Annotated in this window: 17 protein-coding genes; 6 read left to right on the forward strand and 11 right to left on the reverse strand. The window is 57.1% G+C overall.

All coding sequences use genetic code 11. The features are described 5' to 3' along the window. Positions 1-100 precede the first annotated feature (100 nt). Positions 101-466 (forward strand): antibiotic biosynthesis monooxygenase, encoded by a 366-nt coding sequence (locus DFP98_RS28230; protein ID WP_116063986.1) that lies wholly within the window; start codon positions 101-103, stop codon positions 464-466. 796 nt (positions 467-1,262) lie between these two features. Here the strand turns inward: DFP98_RS28230 and DFP98_RS28240 are convergent. Continuing rightward, entirely contained in the window at positions 1,263-3,212 is a 1,950-nt protein-coding gene (locus DFP98_RS28240; RefSeq protein ID WP_116063988.1) for an ABC-F family ATP-binding cassette domain-containing protein, read from the reverse strand. A gap of 265 nt (positions 3,213-3,477) precedes the next feature. On the opposite strand from DFP98_RS28240, the gene DFP98_RS28245 reads away from it, so the two are divergent. Beyond that, positions 3,478-3,909, forward strand: a complete 432-nt coding sequence (locus tag DFP98_RS28245) for a universal stress protein (protein WP_181917992.1) — start codon at positions 3,478-3,480, stop codon at positions 3,907-3,909. 6 nt (positions 3,910-3,915) lie between these two features. Here the strand turns inward: DFP98_RS28245 and DFP98_RS28250 are convergent, their stop codons facing one another. Genes DFP98_RS28250 through DFP98_RS28260 form a run of 3 tightly spaced genes read right to left on the reverse strand, consistent with a single transcriptional unit; the run spans position 3,916 to position 7,703 of the window. Beyond that, entirely contained in the window at positions 3,916-5,436 is a 1,521-nt protein-coding gene (locus DFP98_RS28250) for a cellulase family glycosylhydrolase (protein WP_116063990.1), read from the reverse strand. A 14-nt stretch (positions 5,437-5,450) separates the two neighbouring features. Further along, a complete protein-coding gene (locus DFP98_RS28255; protein ID WP_116063991.1) occupies positions 5,451-6,278 on the reverse strand; it encodes a MerR family transcriptional regulator in 828 nt (275 codons plus the stop codon). After that, positions 6,279-7,703: an MFS transporter gene (locus DFP98_RS28260; RefSeq protein ID WP_116063992.1), complete on the reverse strand. Its 1,425-nt coding sequence runs from the start codon at positions 7,701-7,703 to the stop codon at positions 6,279-6,281. A gap of 148 nt (positions 7,704-7,851) precedes the next feature. Here DFP98_RS28260 and DFP98_RS28265 point away from each other — a divergent pair, with 148 nt between their 5' ends. Further along, entirely contained in the window at positions 7,852-8,754 is a 903-nt protein-coding gene (locus DFP98_RS28265; protein ID WP_116063993.1) for an aminoglycoside 6-adenylyltransferase, read from the forward strand. 45 nt (positions 8,755-8,799) lie between these two features. Here the strand turns inward: DFP98_RS28265 and DFP98_RS28270 are convergent, their stop codons facing one another. From DFP98_RS28270 to argH, 5 genes are all read right to left on the reverse strand, one after another. Then, positions 8,800-9,663, reverse strand: a complete 864-nt coding sequence (locus DFP98_RS28270; RefSeq protein WP_246016807.1) for a carbohydrate ABC transporter permease — start codon at positions 9,661-9,663, stop codon at positions 8,800-8,802. A 31-nt stretch (positions 9,664-9,694) separates the two neighbouring features. Then, positions 9,695-10,627, reverse strand: coding sequence for a carbohydrate ABC transporter permease (locus DFP98_RS28275; RefSeq protein ID WP_116063994.1), 933 nt, complete (start codon positions 10,625-10,627; stop codon positions 9,695-9,697). A 65-nt stretch (positions 10,628-10,692) separates the two neighbouring features. Next, positions 10,693-12,066 carry a sugar ABC transporter substrate-binding protein gene (locus tag DFP98_RS28280; protein ID WP_116063995.1) on the reverse strand — a complete coding sequence of 458 codons (1,374 nt, stop codon included), beginning with the start codon at positions 12,064-12,066 and terminating at the stop codon, positions 10,693-10,695. Then, complete coding sequence (locus DFP98_RS28285) at positions 12,063-13,013, reverse strand: amidohydrolase family protein (RefSeq protein ID WP_116063996.1); 951 nt, start codon at positions 13,011-13,013, stop codon at positions 12,063-12,065. Before DFP98_RS28285 ends, DFP98_RS28280 begins: the two co-directional genes overlap by 4 nt. 16 nt (positions 13,014-13,029) lie before the next feature. Beyond that, a complete protein-coding gene (argH, locus tag DFP98_RS28290; RefSeq protein ID WP_116063997.1) occupies positions 13,030-14,535 on the reverse strand; it encodes an argininosuccinate lyase in 1,506 nt (501 codons plus the stop codon). Positions 14,536-14,811: 276 nt separating this feature from the next. Here argH and DFP98_RS28295 point away from each other — a divergent pair, with 276 nt between their 5' ends. From DFP98_RS28295 to DFP98_RS28305, 3 genes are all read left to right on the forward strand, one after another. Continuing rightward, on the forward strand, positions 14,812-15,942 hold the full coding sequence (locus DFP98_RS28295; RefSeq protein ID WP_116063998.1) for a winged helix DNA-binding domain-containing protein: 1,131 nt from the start codon (positions 14,812-14,814) through the stop codon (positions 15,940-15,942). A gap of 178 nt (positions 15,943-16,120) precedes the next feature. Beyond that, on the forward strand, positions 16,121-16,903 hold the full coding sequence (locus tag DFP98_RS28300) for a hypothetical protein (RefSeq protein ID WP_116063999.1): 783 nt from the start codon (positions 16,121-16,123) through the stop codon (positions 16,901-16,903). 17 nt (positions 16,904-16,920) lie between these two features. Then, positions 16,921-17,592 (forward strand): hypothetical protein, encoded by a 672-nt coding sequence (locus DFP98_RS28305; protein ID WP_116064000.1) that lies wholly within the window; start codon positions 16,921-16,923, stop codon positions 17,590-17,592. Between the two features lie 37 nt (positions 17,593-17,629). Here the strand turns inward: DFP98_RS28305 and DFP98_RS28310 are convergent, their stop codons facing one another. Beyond that, positions 17,630-18,055 (reverse strand): DUF6157 family protein, encoded by a 426-nt coding sequence (locus tag DFP98_RS28310; protein ID WP_116064033.1) that lies wholly within the window; start codon positions 18,053-18,055, stop codon positions 17,630-17,632. A gap of 63 nt (positions 18,056-18,118) precedes the next feature. Next, positions 18,119-18,688, reverse strand: a complete 570-nt coding sequence (locus DFP98_RS28315; protein WP_116064001.1) for a 5' nucleotidase, NT5C type — start codon at positions 18,686-18,688, stop codon at positions 18,119-18,121. Positions 18,689-18,703: the final 15 nt, after the last annotated feature.

The raw sequence follows: 18,703 nt of genomic DNA on the forward strand, positions 1-18,703 counted from the left end.
GTATAGCCACGCGGCATAGACGCTCAGCCGGAGATGCAAGCGACGCGATGCGAGATTTGGTACACTTAAACTGTACTTAATCTCAAAGGGGGTTACGATCATGATCGTTGCCATCAATACGATTCGCATCAAATCCGGCCATGTCGGGGAGGTAGCTGAGAGGTTCAAAAATCCGAAAGGCGTTCAGCACGCTCCCGGCTTTATCCGCATGGAGCTGCTGTCCGAGTCGCTGGAGGAACACGACGAACTGAAAGTATGCACAACTTGGGAAAATCGCGAGGCTTTCGACGGCTGGGTAAACAGCGACGCTTTTAAGCAGGCTCATGCCCACTCGCGCCCGAAGCCTGAGAACAACCCGACCGACGGACAAGCCAGCCACGGCGAACAGCCTAAGCCCGGCGCAGGCATCATGCTCGGCGCCAAGCTCAGCGTCCACGAGGTCTTGTTCTCTTACCCCGACGCATAGCCTTTTTCGCCAAGTCCACACAGGCGGAACGGTCAGGGGGAAATAAGGCATATTAAGCCTTCTTCCTCCTGAACGCTAATGGCCTCGCAGACCGCTACACACGCAAACTCACTCTCTTCCCTGACTCTAACGGTCCCGCAGACCGCTACACACGCAAACTCACTCTCTTCCCTGACTCTAACGGCCTCGCAAGCCATTATACGCTTCAACCGCCCATGCCCCTGGGGCTAAAGGCCAAAAAAGTGCCTACACGCTACCCATGCCCCGGAGCGAAGGCCAAGAAAGTGCCTACACGCTACCCGAGCCACGGAGCGAAGGCCAAGAAAGTGCCTACACGCTACCCGAGCCCTGGAGCGAAGGCCAAAAAAGTGCCTACACGCTACCCGAGACCCGGAGCGAAGGCCAAAAAAGTGCCTACACGCCACCCGAGCCCCGGAGTGAAGGCCAAAAAAGTGCCTACACGCTACCCGAGACCCGGAGTGAAGGCCAAAAAAGTGCCTACACGCTACCCATGCCCCCGAGCGAAGGCCAAGAAAGTGCCTACACGCTACCCAAGACCCGGAGCGAAGGCCAAAAAAGTGCCTACACGCTACCCAAGCTCCAGAGTGAAGGCCAAGAAAGTGCCTCCACGCTACCCATGCCCCGGAGCGAAGGCCAAGAAAGTGCCTCCACGCTACCCAAGCCCCGGGGCGAAGGCCCAAAAAGTGCCTACACGCTACCCAAGCCCCGGAGCAAAGGCCAAAACGGCCGTGAGCGCGCATAGCGCACAGCACACAGACTGCTGACAATATTGGCCTTATCCCCGCGCGCTCTTGTTAGCCGCGATCTGCTCGGCCAGCTCGTTCAGCTCCGTCCACCGCTCCAATAGCGCGTCGAGCTTCGCTTCCAGCGCCGTCTGCTCCTCCATCAGTTGCTGCAACCGTCCGGGGTCACTCGCAGCTTCTTCCATGCGGGAAGCAACAGCGGCAAGCGCCTCTTCGGCCTCGGCAATCCAGCCGTCGATCTGCTCGAAATCCTTCTGGTCCTTATACGACATTTTTAGTTGAGGCCGCTCCTTGCGTTCCTGCACAGCAGCAGCCGCAGCCGGCCCCGCCGTCGATGCCCCGGAAGCTTTCGCCGGAGCACCCGCGGCCTGCTTCTCCGCTTCCTGCCGCTCGGCATATGTCTGATAATCCGAATAGTTGCCCGTATGCTCGGCAACGACGCCATCCCCCTCAAACGCGAGAATGCGATCCACCGTCCGGTCAAGGAAATACCGATCGTGCGATACGACGATCACTACGCCAGGGAATTCGTCCAAGTAATCCTCCAGCACCGTGAGCGTAGCGATGTCCAGATCGTTGGTCGGCTCGTCCAGCAGCAGCACGTTAGGCGCGTTCAACAGTACCCGCAAAAGCTGCAGACGCCGTTTCTCCCCGCCGGACAACTTGGAAATGACCGACCACTGCACCGCAGGAGCAAACAGAAACCGCTCCAGCATCTGTCCCGCGGAGATCGTCGTTCCGTCCGCGGTCTTCACCTGCTCGGCCCCTTCGCGGATATACTCCATCACCCGAAGCGACTCGTCCATCTCCTCGTGCTCCTGGCTGAACCAGCCTAGCTTCACCGTCGGACCCAGCTCCACGCGCCCCGCGTCCGGCTGCAGCTTCCCGGCGATCAGCTTAAGCAGCGTCGACTTCCCGCTTCCGTTGCGCCCGACGATGCCCACGCGATCCTCCGGCACCGCGATATAGCTCAGATCGCGAATCAACTCTCGGCCTCCGAGGCTTTTCCGCAAATTCTCGATCTCCAGAATCTTCTTGCCAAGCCTCGTCGAGGCTACCGACACGTCCATCTTGCCGGAGGCGCCTTTTGGCCCCTGCGTCTTCAGCGCCTCGTAGCGGTCAATCCTTGCCTTCTGCTTCGTCGAACGAGCCTGCGCTCCGCGCCGGATCCAGGCCAGCTCGTTGCGCAGCAGATTTTGCCGCTTGGCCTCCGAAGCGGCCTCGCGCTCCTCCCGCTCCAGCTTCAGCTCCAGAAACCGGCTGTAGTTCGCTTCATAGAAATACGCCGAGCCGCGATCCAGCTCGATCACCCGGTTGCTGACCCGGTCCAGGAAATACCGGTCGTGCGTAATCATCAGCAGCGCGCCTTTGCGCTTCTGCAGCATCCCTTCGAGCCAGGCGACGGAATCGTTGTCGATGTGGTTCGTCGGCTCGTCCAGAATAAGCACATCGGACGGCTGCAGCAGCGCCGCCGCCATGGCCACGCGTTTGCGCTGCCCGCCCGAGAAGGTCGCTACTTTGCCAAATACGTCGACAATGCCGAGCTTCGTCAGCGCGGTCTTCGCCTCGCTTTCCAACGACCATGCGTTCAACTCGTCCATTCTCGCATTGACGGCGATCAGCCGTTCCTGCAAACCGGAATCGTCCGGACGCCGCTCCAGCTCTTCCAGCACCGCGCTATGCTCGCGCACAACCCGAAGCTGCGGCGAATCTCCCCCGAGCACATGCTCCAGCGCGGTTTCCTCCGGCCCAAACGTCGGGTCCTGGGCCAACATGCGCAGCACGACGGAGCGCCCGGTCGTCACCTGGCCCGAATCGGGCGGCTCCACACCCGCGATTACCTTCAGCAGCGTCGATTTGCCCGTGCCGTTCACGCCGATAATGCCGACTTTATCCCCGGTCTCGACGCCGAACGTCACGTTTTCGAACAATATTTTGTCGCTATAGCTCTTGGAAATATTCTCAACGGACATCAGATGCATGCCCACATCAACTCTCTTCGTAGATAAGATAAAATACGCTAACCGTATCATATCATAGTTCTGCGCGAGTTCCGCCAGGCGACGTCCGTTCTCCTCTCTTTTTTCCTGTGGAAACGCGACTTGCCGCCCATTAATACAGCCCTCCGATCCTGCGCATTCGCACAAGGCCGGAAGGCTGTCATTCATGCCGCAGGGCATGGGGAATTTGACTATTGCTTCTCATCGGAGTAACTTGGACAGTATAAACGATCAAGGAGGACTGTATATGATCTTCAACCATATTCTCGTTCCTTATGACGGCTCCGAGCCGGCGGGCAGAGCGCTCGACAAAGCGATTCAACTCGCTCGGAAGGATGCCGGAACGCGACTCACCGTAGCGCATGTCATCAACTTACAGCCTGTCGCGATCGGCGATATGACTTTCACTCAACCTGAATCCTATCAGGAAGAAGTCAAGAAACACGGAGAAAAGATTATCGACAGCGTGAAGCAAAAAATCGGCGACCTGTCCGATACGGATGTCGTGATTTTGGCCGGGTCGCCGGCTTCGGCCATTCTCGACTACGCGGACGGCTCAGACTGCGATCTGATCATCATCGGCAGCAGAGGGCTCGGCGCGTTCCGGGAGCTGATGGTCGGAAGCGTCAGCCATAACGTCATCCTGCATTCGGGCATCCCGGTCATGGTCATGAAATAAGCCGGCTCACCCTCCGATCCGCACGGATACGGAAGCATCTCCCTTCGGAGCGCGCACGGTCACCAGACCGCCCTGCGCGCCTCCGTCGGGCCGACTTTCCCCTTGACGATTTTCCATGCCTCTGTAAGGTCGAATCTCCACCTGACAGCCTTCCGCACCGGTAATGACGACAGCCCCCTCACCCAGACGAGCGGCATGCGGATGATAGATTACCGTCTCTCCTCCGTCCGATACATACTCCATTTCGAGCCTTCCGGCATCGTAGTCGTAGCGGTATCGCAACAGCTCGCCCCCGGTCGCTTGCGGATACGCCCGATTCAACCCTGCCGCGTAAGGCGCCTCCTTAAAACCGTCCGTCCAACACCAATACGTGCTGCTCCACAAGTATTCCTCGAACAAAGCAACGATCGCCTTCGTCAAGCCGTAGGTGGCCGGATGGTCGTTATACGCCCCCCATTCCCCGATCAGCGCAGGAACATTCAAGCGCTGCTGTACGCGACGATGAACGGAGAAGATCAGATCGACGCGATCCTGATTGTACGCCTCGTAGTGATTCGTATCGACGACCAAGTCGTAGCCGTGCGGCGCATACAGCATACCCGCATCCCGATTTCCCGACCTGTCCGTCAACGGCTGAAGCCCGGACTCAATGCCCATATTGGCAAAATAGCTCGTTTCCAGCAGCATTAGCCGCTCCGGATCAACCTCACGGATCGTGCCAGCCGTCCGATTAAAGAACCCCGCCAGCTTCTCCCGCTCAAAACGTTGAGACGCTTCCGTCGCACTCTCGACGAGCGGCCGATAGATTTCCATTTTCGCCATGCCTGCCAGCACTTCCAGCTTCTTCTCCTCGTCGAACCACAGCTCCGCGAGCTGCCCGGGATCGGCATCCGTCAGCCCTAGCACCGTCTCCGCGTAAGCGGCGATAATCGCGCCCAGCACCTCCTGTCCGTCCGTGCCCGGGTACGGCTCGTTCATCAGATCGTAGCCGATCAGATTCGGACAATCGGAGAAAAACTCCGCCACATGCCGCCACATCGCCGCATACCGCTCCTGCAAGCCAACGCCTCCCGGCCCCGCAGCATTGTCCCAGAAACGATCCAACGCCCGGTTCACGGCCGGACTTTCCAAATAAGCGTCGCTCCACAGCTGCCCCTCCACATGAGGCAAATCGTCGGTGAGCGTTGCCCAAGCCGGCGCCCCGTCCCCATACAAAACGCTATACAAATCCTGATGCATGTCGAGAAACACATAAATGCCGTTCTGTTCCGCCCAGGCGGCCTGCTGCTTGATCTTGCCGAGATAGATGTCGTCGTACTCGCCCGGCTCCGGCTCCACGCCGTCCCAGATCAGCCCCAATCTCACAACGTTGTAGCCTTGTTCGCGAAACCAGGCAAACAGCCCCTCGTCGCACGGCTCCACATACCCTTTCTTTTTCTCCTTACAGACCAGGTTGACGCCGTGAAGAATGACGTGCGCTCCGTCCTCGTTAACGATACGCTGTCCTTGGGCTCTGAGTTTTTTCATAGCTATGTCCTCCTTTATGTCTCCGCGATCGGAATATGCATTTCGATATAGTGACGGTCGTACTGGTTATACAGATTGATTTCCAGCGAATCGCCGGCAACCCGGAAGCCGCGCCTAGCAATAAAAGCCCGCATAAGCTCATAGTGTTCGTCCAGCTTGGAATAGTCGTCCTTGCCGATGACCACGTATTTTCTCGCGCAATAAAACGGTTCAAGCTTACGAAAAATATCGCCCTCTCCCGCCAGCGGATGCGTGGACAAAATGCCGTTGTTCAGATAATTGTGATAGCGGCCTGCCAGCAAATTGTCCTGCGACACGATGGATATAATGTGGCAGAAGGCGATCCACTCCTTCGGCTCGCGGATGCGGCGCACCTGCTCCTGAACCCGGCTTCCAAGCTTGCGGTCCCCGCTTTCCATTATCGAGTCGGTCAACAATACCCAGGCAGGCTCTGTCTTGACCAGCTCGATTGTATTCGTGTCCTCAAACCTTCGAAGCTTCCCATGCAGTGTTTCGAGCTTGCCGGACAATTGGGTCAAATACGCCAGCCGACGGTCGATTTCGGACCGTTTCTCTCTGAGCAATCCGCGAATTCCGGCCAACTCCCGCTCCTTCAGCAGCTCCTGAATACGTTCGATCGGAACCTCCATCGCTCTGAGCATGCGGATCGTGATCAACGCGTCGAACTGCTCAAGATCGTAATACCTGTATTTGTTCGTATCCCGGATATGGGGGGCCAGCAGCCCGATTTTGTCATAGTAGCGCAACGTATCGACGGGAATATCCAGGATTTGCGACACTTCCCCGATCGTAAAACTAAGCCTTAACGAATGCTCGCTCATCTATGCCCCTTCTCCTCTTCGCGCCCGATTGCTGAACGCCGAAATTTCCTCTTCCTTTTTCTTATCGAACGGATAGAACGAAATTGGAAGAAGCCCCAGCAAAACAGCCGCCAGAGGGATGATGCCCGCAGCCAGCCGTATGCCGAACAAAGCCGAATCCGTCTGAAAATCCGCTGTCCCGTCGTATCCGTAGGAGCCGATCACATTGATGAAGACCACCGTCTGTATACTTGAGAAAGCAACGGTAAACACCGAGAACAAGCCGTTGAACAGCCCCGTTTTCCGCACGCCGGTCGTTCGTTCATTCTCGTCGATGATCAGCGCGCCCATAGGCGCCGCCGCGGTGCGAATGTAGTTGACCGTAAACACGACCAGCGTATAGGAGATCGCGGCAATCCAGAGATTAGGGGCCAGAAAAATGCCGAGATAACCGAGCAGCGCGGTGAGCGTTCCCCAGTAAACGCTGATTTTCGTGCCGTTTTTCTTGATGAAATAGCCTGCGACGGGAAGGACGAGCAGAACGGCCACATGTGTGCTCACGTCGACGATCGTTGCGGTGGCACCGCTTACATTCATAACATCGTCCATATAGTATAGGAAAGGCGTGAAGTAAAAGCCGATCGGCCCGACGGTAATAATGGAAAACAGAATGTACGAGAGAAAAGGCCGGGATTTGATAATCTGCCAAGATTCCTTCCATATGTCCCGCAGGTCGAGATGCTGGTTTTCCAGACTTTCGTACATTTTGGCGTCGTCCCTCAGTCCCCTTAGCGCCAAGGTGAAAAAGATCGATTCGGCCAATATGACCAAGGTGAAGATCGGAAGGATGACCTCTCTCTTCCCGTCCCCTACCAGCAGCATCGTCGGAATCATCGTCACCAGAAAAGACATCCCTTGGGAGACATAGTTCTGGATAATGTTCACGTCAACGCGCTCTTCCTTCGTCGGTGCGGCGACCAGCGTGTAGGATTGATAGGCGATGCTGTAGGCTGTTGCCGCCGTGTCGTAGATGAACAGCTCCACCGTATACAGCAGAAAAATCGTCCACTCGTTCCAGGAAGGACTCGACAGCATCATCGCGAACGAAGAAAGAATCATGAACGGGACCGTGACGCGCATGACATAGACGTATTTTCCCCGCCTCGGCTTGTGCCTCATCTTATCGATCCAGACGCCGATGAACGGATCGTTGATCGCATTCCAGATGTTGTAGATGATGTACACCCAGCCGACCATCGTCGGACTGAGGCCGATAATGTCGGTGTAATACTTGATGAAGACGTTGTGGATCAGCACGCCTCCGACCGACAGAATCGGACCGGGGAGCGCGAGTCTCCATTTCTCTTTCAAAGACAGCCCCGTACTCGTAAAACGAAACGCATTTCTCGCATTGCCCGCTACCCTTCTTAGAAATTGCATCTCCATCTTCTCCTCCCCAGTTGGGCCGCAGGATTAGGTTAGGCGTATCTTGCCTCTATCTTAAACTATGGAGTAACTCCAGAGTAAAGCGGTTGTTGGAAAATAAAACGCGTTCCGGTAGACTGGAGAAAATACGGAAGGTGCGGAGGTTGCGATGAGGCGGGAAGAGGAAGTTTTCGGACAACTGTTAAGCTTGGCTGGACGGGATTCGCGGGTACGCGTCGTTCTGTTGAACGGCTCCCGCGTTAACCCGAACGTTGAGAAGGACGAGCTGCGGGACTACGACGTCATTTACGGAGTGACGGACATCGATTCGTTCGTGCGGGATCAGAGCTGGATCGCAGCCGAGTTCGGCGAGCTGATGATTATGCAGCACAATCGGTCTGAGGAAGAGGAGAACGAGGACGAGACGTGGGAGATATTTCTGATGCAGTTTATGGATGGGGTTCGCATCGACCTGTCCTTCCGCTTCGCGGACAAGATGTCAGGGCTGGACGACAGCTTGACGAAGGTGCTGCTGGACAAAGACGGAAGAATGGGCGAGGTTCCGCCTCCGAGCGATCGCTCCTATGTCACGACGCAGCCTGATCGGCGCGAAATCGAAGAGGCGTTTAACGAGATATGGTGGTGCTCGACGAACGTGGCGAAAGGATTGAGAAGAGGCGAGCTTCCGTACGCCAAGTTTATGCTCGATGTGGTCGTGCGAGGCGCGTTGGTGAAGGTGCTGAGCTGGCACGTCGGCATGAACAACCGCTGGTCGGTGAACGTCGGCAAGGCGGGACGGTGGCTTGAGCGTTTGATGCCGGAGGAGCTGTGGGCGTCCTACGCCCGTACTTACGCAGATGGCGACTCGGAGCGCATCTGGGACGCGCTGTTCGAGACCGGGCGGCTTACTCGGGCCGTTGGCCTGGCTCTGGCGGACAAGCTCGGCTGCTCGTATCCGTTGGAGGAAGACCGAAAGGTGACGGAATATATGCGACGGATGCGGGAGATGGGTCGGATAGCCGGGAGGCCGTTGTTGGAGTCGTCTACCCCGATGGACGGCCCGCTCCCTTGATCCGCTCCGGCTAACGCTGGCGAGGATCCGATAGTCGAACGCCTCTCACTTCATACCGCTCAGGGCAATTCCCCGAATGATCTGCTTCTGGAACACGAGAAACAAAGCGATTAGCGGAAGGATCGAGACTGTCGCTCCGGTCATGATCAGAATCCAACTGCTGGAATCCTTCAGCTCGCTGGAAAAGTACAAAATACCTACCGGAAGCGTAAACCGCTCCTCCGACTGAAGCACGATAAGGGGCCAGGTAAACTGGTTCCAATTGCTGATGAACGTCAGAATCGTCAAGGCGGCAATGGCCGGCTTGACCAGCGGGACCGCGATTCGGGCCATGATTCTCCATTCGTTCAGGCCGTCGATGCGGGCCGCGTCCAGCAGCTCGGACGGCAAGCCCTCCATGAACTGCCGCATCAGGAAGATGCCGAAGGCAGTAATGATGCCGGGAAACAACACTCCCCAGTACGTATCCGACCACCCCAGCTCCGTCGCGATCAGATACCAAGGGATGATGAGCATCTCGATGGGCACCATTAGCGTGCTAATAATCAGCAGAAAAATAACGCTTTTTCCGACAAAGGAAAATTTCGCGAGCACATAGCCGACCATCGTGTCGAAGACGAGGACTGTCGTCACCGTAATGAGCGCAAGCAGAACCGTGTTGCCGATCCAGGAGAAAAACGGGGCTTTCTCGAAAATTTCGGCGTAATTGCCGAGCGTCGCTGTTTCCGGAATAAGCCGCAGGCTGTATAAGTCCTGGGGCAGCTTAAACGATGTGGCGACCATCCAAAGAAAAGGAAAAATGACGACAAGCGTGCCCAGCGTTAACAAAACGTAGCTGGCGAGCGAGCCCAGTCGGCTTCCCGAAGGACTGCCTCGCGCGGAAATTCGGTGAATGTGCTGCGTGCTCAATTCATCGGCCTCCTTCTTCTTCGAATCGCGATTAGTATTCGACCTTGCGTCCGACAAGCTTGAATTGAAGCAGCGTCAACGCCAGAATCATGACGAACAAAATGACGGTCGCAGCGGCGGCGCTGCCCATCTGAAAGCGCTGGAACGCAAGCGCGTAGACGTGGAGCACGATCGTTCTCGTCGAGTTGAGCGGCTCGCCGTTGGTCATGCTCAGCACTTGCCCGAACGTCTGCAAATACGAGATCGCGCCGATAACGACGGAGAAGACGATGGCCGGGTTGAGCAGCGGCAGCGTCACGTGGCGGAACCGGCGCCAGGAACCGGCGCCGTCTATCGCCGCGGCATCGTAATACATGCGGGGCACGCCTTCCAGGCCGGTAAGGAACACGAGCATTTGGAAGCCGATGCTCTGCCAGATAATCGTCAGGATGACAAGATAGATCGCCTGCCGATGAGACTGCAGGAACAGCTGCGGCTCCAGCCCCAAACTCAACAGCGTCTGATTCAGCCAGCCGTTGCGCATCAGAATCCAGCGGAACACCCAGCTGACGGCGACCGCGCTCGTTACGTAAGGAATAAAATAGATTGTGCGGAACAAGCCCCGAAAACGCCGAATCCGATGGATGAGCAGCGCCACCGCGAGGCCGACGGCAAGCTGCCCGGGAACGCCGACTCCCACGTAAATCAGCGTATTCACGATCGACTTGCGAAACACCTCATCGCCGAACAGCGCCGCGAAATTGTCGAAGCCCACGTACGGCTTCTCCGGCGAAAGCAGGTCCCACTCCCGAACGCTCACGTTAAAGGCGTAGAGAATCGGCAGCAGCCTGGTCCCCAGAAAATAAAACAGAGGAAACGCCAGCACCAGATAGATGAAGACGTAACGCTGCGCCCGGTATGGCAAACGGAAACCCAGCAGAGCTCGGCTCTTGCGGGCGGTCAGTCGAATAGCCTGCGCGATCATCGCAGATGATCCCTCCGTTGGGCGGAAGCCGGCTCCGGCAACCTGCCCGGGCCGGCGCTCCCGCGTTATTTTTTATCCTGCTTAGCCCAATAGTCGTCGTAGATTTTTTGGGTTTTGGCGACAAGATCCTTGAATGCCTGTTCCACGGGCACATTGTTGAGCAGCACCTCGTTCGTCGCGTTCACGATCAGCGTGCGCTCCTGGTTCTCGTCGATGAAGAAGTGCGCCTTGCTGTTGTCGAGCTGCCGAATGAACGGCCCGAGCTTCTCGTCGTTTACGTATTTGTCCTGGGAACCGACGGCTTTCTGAGCCGGCAGCTCCCCGACCCGTTCCACCCATTTCTCCTGTACTTCCTTGCTCGTCAGGAATTTCAGAAATTCCTTGGCCGCCTCCAGCTTGGCGCCCTGGACGTTCTTCGGAATGGCGTTCGCCCAGAAGGAAGCCGGAGCGGACTTCTCTTTGTAGGACGGGAGCGGCGCGATGCCGTAGACGAGATCGGGAGCGTCGTTCTTAAGCGCGCCGAGCCGGAACGATCCGTCAATGTTGATCGCGGCATGCCCCGTCTTGAAGGCGTTGATATCGTCGTTATAAAATCCGTTAATGCCCGTCTTGTGCGTAATCGCAAAATCGAGCAAGTATTGGAACGCTTCGAGACCGGCGGGGGTTTCGTCCCATAGCACCTTCCTGCGGTCGTCGCTCAGATCCTGCGCGCCCGCCTGCGGCAGCAAGCCGTCGCGGAACCAGTGATGGAGCTGCGCTCCCGGCTCCCAAGCGAAGCCTTCGACGACGAATTGCCCTTTGTCGTCCTTCTCCGTCAGCTTCTTGGCCGCGTCGACAAGCTCCTCCCATGTCGTCGGCGGCTCCGCGATCTGCGCTTTGGCGAACAAGTCCTTGTTATAGAACAGCGCCAGCGTGCGTACGGCCGTCGGAATGGCATAATAGGCTCCGTCCAGCTTGGCGGCGCTGACGAGCGGATAGTAGTCGCTCTCGATCTGCGTCGGCGGGAAAGCATCTTCCGGGAGGGGCTGCAGGTATCCGGAAGCTACGTATTGCGGCAGCCAGCCGTAGTACAGGTTGATGACGTCCGGTCCTTTGCCGGCCGGAACGAGCGTCGCGACCTTCTGGCTGTATTGGTCGTACGGAAAGTTCGTCTGCTTGACGGTAATGTTGGGATGAAGCGTCTGAAACTCCTGGATGAGCTCGTCGATCAACTCGACTTTGGCCGGAAACTCGTACTGCCAGTATTCGATCGTCACCTTCTCCGCGCTTGCGGAAGAGGGAGCCTCCCCCGCCGATGCCTGCGGCGATGCCGCCGCGTTCGAAGACGCCGGCGAGGCGTCTCCCCCTTTGCCATTGTCTCCTCCGCAAGCCGTCAATACGACCAGAAGGGCGGCGAGGGCCGACGCTAGCTTTATACCGTAACGCAAGGGTTGATTCATTTTCTTGTCCTCTCCTCTTGATCCGAAATGGTCAATGCACTCGGCAGGTTCAGCAGCTTTCTTGCATTGTTGCCGAAGATCGCCTCTATTTCTTCCTCCGCAAAGCGCAGCTCGCGAACGACGCGAACCTGATCCTGCAAATAACGATAGTGATATCCTCTGGGAAACCCCATCGAATCGGTTCCGAAAACAATCCGTTCCGCGCCGATCAGCTCGCGGGTTTTGCGGAACAGAATTTCGAGATTCAACTCGTACGGCATCCACCTTGTCCACTGATTGGAGCCCGACGTGTCTACATACACGTTCGGGCAGCTCCAGCACAGATGGAGCAGCTCGCGGAAGTAGCCGCACCCGAAATGCGGGATGACGAACGGAATGTCGGTATACTCACGCGCGACGTTAAAGATGGCGAGCGGGTTAATATTCCGGTGCTCGACAATGCCGCCGGCGTGCCCCAGCATTCCGAAATGGATCAGCACCGGCAGCCCCCGTTCCGCCAGGAACGCCCAGATCGGGCGAAGCGACGGATCGTCGTATGAGATTAGCGTCAGCGGTCCGAACTGCTTGTAGCCCTTCAGTCCGAGCTCGTCGACTGCCCTTTGCAGCTCGGATAGCGCGTCCGGCCCTTCGATCGGATGCGATGCGAAGCCCGTAAACCGATCGGGAGCTCTTGAGATTTGCTCGGCCAACTCGTCGTTCGTGGGACCGGTCAGAAAATTCATGCCCCCGATGCCGTATTTGTCCAGCTCGTCTTTCCAGCGATCGGCCAGCGGTCTCGCTTGCTCCGCCGGATTCTCCTTGGCCGAGCCGAAATCCCAAGTCAGCCTCATCCGCTCGGCCCGCTCCCTGCCGTACTCTGCAATCTGCTCGTGCGCTTCATACAGCCTCGGAAAAGGATAGGGCATGTGACCGTGAATATCGAACACTTTGAATCCCTCTCTGAACATCGGCCATTCCTCCTTCCTATCCGCGCGGCCGCAACCAGGCGACCAGTATTTCGTCCAACTCGGCGGCTCTGCTCTTCTGAAGCTCCCGCTCCCGATCAAGCCGCGTCCTCTCGCCGTCCAGCCTCTCCCACTGCCCGCGCAGCGCCCGCTCAACCTCCTTCGGGCTCGGCCCTCCCCGCAGTTGGCGCACGGAGACGAAATGCCCGGGATCGAGCGCTTCCGCCAGTTCGTCCGCGGTTAGGCGAAGCGGACGGCCCAGAACGGCCTCCGCTGCGGCGTTCAACCGTTCCGGCGTCAGCTCGCGAACGGCCAACCCTTCGGCGTCCGCATCTCGTATCAGCCTCGACACGATGCTATGGCTGACCCGGAACGCAAGCCCCTCCCTGCGCACCAGCGTATCCGCCAGTTCTGTCGTCGCAGCGAAGCTTGCTTCGGCCCGAGAGCGCAGCGCGTCCGCGTTCACCTCCAAGGTGGCGATGATGCCAGCGAGTAGGCGATAGACCGTCTCGAGCGTACGCAGACATCTCCAGGCGTAAGGCTGAAGATCGTCTTCCGTGTCGACGATATCTCCGAACGGCGTATTGTGGATCATCGTCAATACCGTAGCGGCATCCCCCGCGCAGCTCGACAGCAAGGAGCGCGCGTGCTCGATCGATACGGGATTGCGTTTCTGCGGCATGATCGAGCTGATCTGCACGAACGGATCGGCTACCCGGATCGCTGCGAATTCCTGCGTGCACCAGAGCAGCAGCTCCTGCGCGAATCGTCCCAGATTAACCGCAGCCAGCGACGTCGCGGTCGCCGCCTCGCCGACGTAGTCGGCCCCGCTGACCGCGTCGTACGTATTTTCAATGACCTCGCCGAAGCCGAGCAGCTCCGCCGTACGCAATCGATCAATCGCGAAGCCCGAGCCGGTTAGAGCAGCGGCGCCCATGCTGCTGCGGTTGCAATTGGCATAGGCTGCCTTCAACCGGCAGAAGTCGCGGGCGAGCGAATCGGATACGGCCAAGGCGTAATGCGCCATCGTTGTCGGCTGAGCCTGCTGCGTGTGCGTGTATCCAAGCATCAGCGTGTCGACGTGCTTTTCGGCAAACTCGATCAACCGGCTTCTCAGCTCGAGGCCGGCATCCAGCGTTCGCAGCAGCTTCTCCCGAAGCGCGATCCGGTAGACGGCGATGCCCATATCGTTCCGGCTTCTGGCCAGATGCAAACTGCCCGCGGCCTCTCCCGCCGCCTTCGTCAGCTCATGCTCGACCTCGAAGAACAAATCTTCAAATCGTCCCGTATACCGGCTCGTTGCGAGCTTTGCCAGATCGAGGCCGAGCAGCGCCTTCGCGATTGCTTGAGCCTCCTCCTCCCCGATCAGCCCTTGCTCCGCCAGCATAATCAGATGCGCCTTGTTAACGGCGTTCACCGGGGCCAGCAACTGCTCCTGAGCCTGCCGATAGATCGGCTCCAGAATCGCCTTCGCGTAGAACCCGCCGGCGTTCTCCTCCCCTTCTTTCTTTTCCGGCTCTCCCACTCGCTTGCCATCACCTGCTCTCTCTGCCAATCGGATTTACATAAACAAAAAAAGACCAAACCTCTAGCTTGTTTGGTCTCCAGTGGTCTGGTCGATACATATATATTCCGATTGGATTAGTCGTGTTTATAATGTCTTATTCTAGACCTTGACGTTTGTGATGTCAATATGGAATTTGGAAAATAAGGCTCGTTCCGGTAGACTGGAGAAAATACGAGAGTTGCTAGTTTCCCTACCGTCCAAAGTCGTCATGAACACCGAAAGGAAGGTCTCCCGATGGCACATCCTTCTTCTACGGACACGAGCCCAGAGTCCGTTCTAAGCCGTCGACAGCTTAATCGCGCGCTGCTGGAACGTCAGATGCTCATCCGCCGACAAAATCTTTCCGCTTTGGAAACGATAGAACATCTTGTAGGCATGCAATCGCAGGCTCCCGCTCCGCCTTACTTCGGCTTATGGACCAGGCTCGAAAACTTTCGGCAAGACGAGCTGGCGGAGCTGATTCGATCCCGTCAGGCGGTGCGGATCGCGCTGATGCGCTCGACGATTCATCTCGTCTCCGCCCGCGATGCTTTAGCGCTTCGCCCGCTCATTCAGCCGGCTATGGAAAGAGGGTACAGGTCGAACCATGGCAAACGTCTCGAAGGAGCCGACGAAGCCGAACTAGCAGCGGCAGCTCGCAGACTAGTCGAGGAAAGTCCGATGACTTTTCAGGAAATCGGCGAGCGCTTAGCGGCGGACGAGCGCTGGCAAGGGCGCGACATCGCCGCTTTAGGCGTTGCCGCGCGCACGCTGCTGTCGCTCGTGCAGGTGCCTCCGCGAGGACTGTGGGGCGAAAGCGGCGCGGCCGCTCATACGACGACAGAGGCATGGCTGGGGCTGGATAACGCCCCGCCAAGCTCGCCGGAATGGATGCTTGAACGCTATTTGGCTGCCTTCGGTCCTGCGACGGTTCAAGATATGCAGGCCTGGTGCGGCCTAACGCGATTGAACGAAGTCGTTCGGAGAATGCGTTCCCGCTTGCGGGTTTTCCGCGACGAGCAGGGGCGCGAGCTGTTTGATATCCCCGACGCTCCGCTCCCCGACGAGAACTTGCCGGTTGCTCCGCGATATGTCGCCGAATTTGACAATGTGCTGCTGTCGCATGCCGATCGGACGCGAATCATCTCCGAGGACGATCGCAAACGCGTCTTCACGATCAACGGAATTATTCGCCCGACGTTTCTGATCGACGGATTCGTCGCCGGAATTTGGAGCATTGTGCGAGAACGCGCGGCTGCGGCGCTCGTTATCGAGCCTTTTCGTCCGCTGAGCCGGGAAGATCAAGACAGTCTAATCGCAGAAGGGGAGCATTTGCTGCAATTCGCCGCCCCCGAATGCGAACAAAGAGAAATTCGTTTTATCTAGGGTTAAACCCGCGAATAGCCTTCCGAAAGGGAGCGGTTATGTCGGCCTGATCAGCAGACAAAACCGCTCCTTTTCTCATGACAACCACATCATTTGCAGCTTCTGGAAGGAAACTGCCGAAATTCGTCGAACTCACAAATGGCAGAGAACTTTTTACCAGGAATGGAATGAACAGAGAATGGAAGCGCCAATCGTACTCAAACGGCGGATTCGTCCGGAATACGTCATCGTTAGCTTGCTGCTGCTCATCCCGATGGGAGTGGCAATTATCTGCTTTTTGCCGCGTTATGCCACTTTCTCCGCACCTGGCGACATTCCGTCGGTGCAGGAGCTTGGCGTAAACGGAAGCGTTCGTTTCTGTTACGTCCAGGAAGGCGTCGTCCATAATCTGTACGAGCGATGGAGTGTAAATAAGGCATACCCTGAAGCGGAATTCGTATCTGCCGACAGCTCGGCGATGGAAGAAATGGAAGAAATGATGGAGATCGGAGAAAGTCTGCGAGACGAGACCCTTCTCCATGCGATCACGACCGTCGAAGCAGCGGCAGAGGTAGCGCTTGACGAGGAAGAGAGATCAAGCCGCCTGGAAGAGCTGATCGAGCTGGCGGGCGAATACTACGGCGATTCCTTGGGACTGATGCTTGCGATCGGCCTGTTTGAGGAGTCTCGCAATGAGGACTTCTCCGACGGCGGACGGTACGTTATCGCCGGAACCGGAACGATGGAGGCGGATCATCTAGTAGGCTCGGTAGGCGCGATTCGGGAGAAGCTTCTTACCGCGGAGAAGTTCGGTGCCGACTATTTCTTCGTTCCCGGCGATAGGGACAGGTTTTATTATGAAGGAATCAGCAACGAGGAAGAAGCCCTGCATTGGGCGGACGAGTTGGAGCTGAGTCTTGAGGTCGTACCCGTGGATACGTTGGAAGAGGCTGTCGATTTTCTGCAAAAATTAAAGGAATAAGGAGAGGCTGCGTACGTATGAAAAAGCTGTATTCCGAGGTTTTATCGAATGTATTCAAGATTTTGCTTACGATTCTCGTCTCGCTATCCGCAATTAATTTGCTTAGCACAGTCGTATATTCCGTGAACGAAACGGCCTATTTCGATTATGCCTACGAACTGGACTCGTTCGTTTCTCTCTTCGGAACGGTCCTATTCTATATCGTGCTGGTCGTCTATCTGGTCTGGATTTACCGTATACATATGGATTTGCAAAGCCTGTTCCCGTTCTACTCCCGTTCTCCGGGCATGGCACTGGCCTGCAATATGATTCCAATCTTCAACATATACGGGATCCCTTCGGTATTTCTCCGCATCGGCCGACAATTCGACGGTACGCCCTCCACTTCCAGGCAGGGCCAGTTCATCATTGGCATGGTAGCGCCGCTTATCCTTCTGTACCTTCTGGACAATTCCGTTAGCCGGTATTTGGCCAGACTCGATACCGAACCAAGCGCCACTCTCCTTATCGTGTCCGGCGTATTGACTACGGCGCTGTATACCTGTTACTTGACGCTCTGTGTCCAAATTTCCAGGGCTCTGGCTCGGTCGGCTCAACAAGCCGCCTCGTCCTCGCCCGATCTCGACGCAGCTTCCGGTATCGCTCCAGAACGCTCCGCCGTTCCGCAGCACGCTTACCGCTTGAAGTGATCGTATCGGGCCGGCTGCCACTCCTTTGCCAGTGCGATCACTTCCGGCTATTCCGCATTGCGGCCAACACCTTTACCCCCGGCTCGCCTCCGCTGGCGAGTCGGTCGTATTCCGCCGATTCTCTCGGAACCAACGCAAGTCTGCCCTGCGAATCAAAGTGCAGCCCCCAGCCATACTTCTTCGGCAGCATCGACGCGCGCAAACAAGCCATCGACTTGGAGAAAAACGCGCTGCGCAGTTCCTCCTCCCGAGCCTCCAACTCCTCCTGCGGAATCTCCTTGTGCAGGACATACGTCTGAAACAACAGCTCTTCTTGCGTATACTTATACGGATTATCCGCGACAAGGTCGTACTCGATGCCCGGCTTTGACCTGCCGCCCTTCTTCTCCGGCGGAATGATCCCGCGCTCCGCGGGGCAATCCGGAGACGCCGTAATGAACGTATTGTAGTAGTTCCAATCCATAGCTTTAATGCCGCCTCCTTCTTTGTTTCCTCCATTATAGCGGACAATCACTGACAGATCCGGTCAGCAATTGTCCTCCTGCAACAGATTAAGCAGCTCCTGCCAGCCGACGATTCTCGGCATATCCATATGGCGGTTGTAGGCATTATCCTTCACATACGTAACGGCCTTCAGCCCGCTTAACGTCTCGAGCACCTTAGGCTTATCGTCAAAATAATAGTCCAGTTCCAGCTCTCGGATAATGTGGACTTTGTCTAAGTCGTCCATTCCGCAGTAAAAGCGTTCTTCCGCGACCGGGAACCCCGCTTTAATCAGCGCCTTCTTCGTGCGCTCGCAATACTCGGCTTTTCTGGCCGTCACGTAGTACACCTCGTGCCCGCGCCGTTCAAGCTCCTGCAGCACCTCGACGGCATCGGCGAACGGGGGAGCCGAATAATAGATTTCGTCCCGGTGGGTATTCCACATCTCCCGTCCTTCATCGGCCGTCAATCCGAACGCCTCGTGAATCGGAATACAGGTCAGAGCATGGAACACTTCGATGTCTACCTGCCGGTTTAATTTCGCGTTGTAAGTCCGGAATGCGTGCTCCCGCAAATTAAGCAAAGTGTCGTCGATGTCGAATCCGAACCTCATAGGCACTGTTCTCCT

Origin of the sequence: Cohnella phaseoli (assembly GCF_003386235.1) — a bacterium.
Classification (GTDB): Bacteria; Bacillota; Bacilli; order Paenibacillales; family Paenibacillaceae; genus Cohnella; species Cohnella phaseoli.

Bases quoted from the DNA above. Each gene is read 5' to 3' on its own strand.
- DFP98_RS28275 (WP_116063994.1), bottom strand. From the start codon at position 10,627: ATGATCGCGCAGGCTATTCGACTGACCGCCCGCAAGAGCCGAGCTCTG.
- DFP98_RS28295 (WP_116063998.1), top strand. From the start codon at position 14,812: ATGGCACATCCTTCTTCTACGGACACGAGCCCAGAGTCCGTTCTAAGC.
- DFP98_RS28300 (WP_116063999.1), top strand. From the start codon at position 16,121: ATGGAAGCGCCAATCGTACTCAAACGGCGGATTCGTCCGGAATACGTC.
- DFP98_RS28315 (WP_116064001.1), bottom strand. From the start codon at position 18,688: ATGAGGTTCGGATTCGACATCGACGACACTTTGCTTAATTTGCGGGAG.
- DFP98_RS28260 (WP_116063992.1), bottom strand. From the start codon at position 7,703: ATGGAGATGCAATTTCTAAGAAGGGTAGCGGGCAATGCGAGAAATGCG.
- DFP98_RS28280 (WP_116063995.1), bottom strand. From the start codon at position 12,066: ATGAATCAACCCTTGCGTTACGGTATAAAGCTAGCGTCGGCCCTCGCC.
- DFP98_RS28240 (WP_116063988.1), bottom strand. From the start codon at position 3,212: ATGCATCTGATGTCCGTTGAGAATATTTCCAAGAGCTATAGCGACAAA.
- DFP98_RS28250 (WP_116063990.1), bottom strand. From the start codon at position 5,436: ATGAAAAAACTCAGAGCCCAAGGACAGCGTATCGTTAACGAGGACGGA.
- DFP98_RS28255 (WP_116063991.1), bottom strand. From the start codon at position 6,278: ATGAGCGAGCATTCGTTAAGGCTTAGTTTTACGATCGGGGAAGTGTCG.
- DFP98_RS28230 (WP_116063986.1), top strand. From the start codon at position 101: ATGATCGTTGCCATCAATACGATTCGCATCAAATCCGGCCATGTCGGG.
- DFP98_RS28285 (WP_116063996.1), bottom strand. From the start codon at position 13,013: ATGTTCAGAGAGGGATTCAAAGTGTTCGATATTCACGGTCACATGCCC.
- DFP98_RS28245 (WP_181917992.1), top strand. From the start codon at position 3,478: ATGATCTTCAACCATATTCTCGTTCCTTATGACGGCTCCGAGCCGGCG.
- DFP98_RS28310 (WP_116064033.1), bottom strand. From the start codon at position 18,055: ATGGATTGGAACTACTACAATACGTTCATTACGGCGTCTCCGGATTGC.
- DFP98_RS28305 (WP_116064000.1), top strand. From the start codon at position 16,921: ATGAAAAAGCTGTATTCCGAGGTTTTATCGAATGTATTCAAGATTTTG.
- DFP98_RS28265 (WP_116063993.1), top strand. From the start codon at position 7,852: ATGAGGCGGGAAGAGGAAGTTTTCGGACAACTGTTAAGCTTGGCTGGA.